This window comes from Acinetobacter sp. MF4640 (assembly GCF_002018895.1).
GTDB lineage: Bacteria > Pseudomonadota > Gammaproteobacteria > Pseudomonadales > Moraxellaceae > Acinetobacter > Acinetobacter johnsonii.
Genome location: NZ_MVOM01000128.1, coordinates 1 through 1188, shown reverse-complemented (window position 1 = coordinate 1188; position 1188 = coordinate 1). Strand labels below are relative to the sequence as shown.

1 protein-coding gene is annotated in these 1188 nt (G+C 39.4%); it reads left to right on the top strand.

The features are described from left to right. Window positions 1-12: 12 nt before the first annotated feature. The coding region (locus MF4640_RS18740) for a hypothetical protein (protein ID WP_153042490.1) at window positions 13-1188 on the top strand (1176 nt) is incomplete at its 3' end.

Sequence of the window (1188 nt, the reverse complement as noted above, 5' to 3'; positions counted from 1 at the left end):
CAAGTGCAGACAATGCATGACAGTTTTCAAAGTCAGCATTTAACTTTGTTTGGGTATAAAGGATTGGCTGACCACATCGTAAATTGTGTTCAGAAGTATAGCTACAAGAAATCTGAAAACCTGATTTTTAATTTCAACCCAGCCAAGTATTTAAGACAAACATCAAGTTTGGGACAAATCACAACAGATGGGGTAGCGATTGCTATTCCTGTGACTTTACTTGGAACAGCTAAAACGGGTGGTTGGGCCGCAGGAACCACTAACCTTGTAAAAACTGCCGATCTTGTAGGTTACTTTGATGTTGGCCTAAATCGGAAAGTTGCCCTGAATATTGGTACTAATGCTCATACACAATATTTATCGGATTCTTATAAATTACAAGATGGTATAGCTGGTAATGGATTTGAAATTAGTTTTAATGCACAGAACAGTGATGGTTTTATAGAAATACCATTAGCTGTACGTGATGAATCTTACATTTCAAGTGCTGATAGTCAAACGTATAAAACAAGTGGCAAAGCACGCTTACAAGTTTTTAATGGCTCAATAGTTATTCATGATGCTGTGTATGCTGTTGGTCAGGTTCACCACGTATTCATTGATTTCGCAACAGCGGAAACAATTAAGGTGAGAGTAACTTGTGAAACATCAACTCCAACATCGGTTTTATTAAGCGGTATATTTGCTTATAAGAAATCTGCGAAGACATCAAAAGATTCTTTCTTTAAAGATGGTGATGTCATATTAATTTATGCAGACTCATGGGGCGGGTATCCTAAAGCGGCAACTATCGGAGAAACTGCGCAATATTACCCGATAGCTAACATGGCCACTAAGTATCAAGCTATGTACCCTAACGGTCTTCAGACAGATAATGACTCCCAGTGGTTATCCCGACGTATCAAAGAAAAACTTGCCTCACAAGGTATCAATGTAACAGTGCTTAATATCTCGAAGGGGGGGCAAACAACGCGTTGGGCCAAAAACTGGATTGATGCTGCTTTGACTATGACACCTAAACCGACCCATTGCATCATTAACTTCGGCATTAACGATAATAACGGTATTGATGCTACATCAGAGCCACTACTTAGTGCATATGATTTTGATCCTAACTTAATGTTCCTAAACAAGCGCGTTGTAGATGGTGGTGTTGATGGTAGAACTCGAAGCTACGCTGAGTGGGAA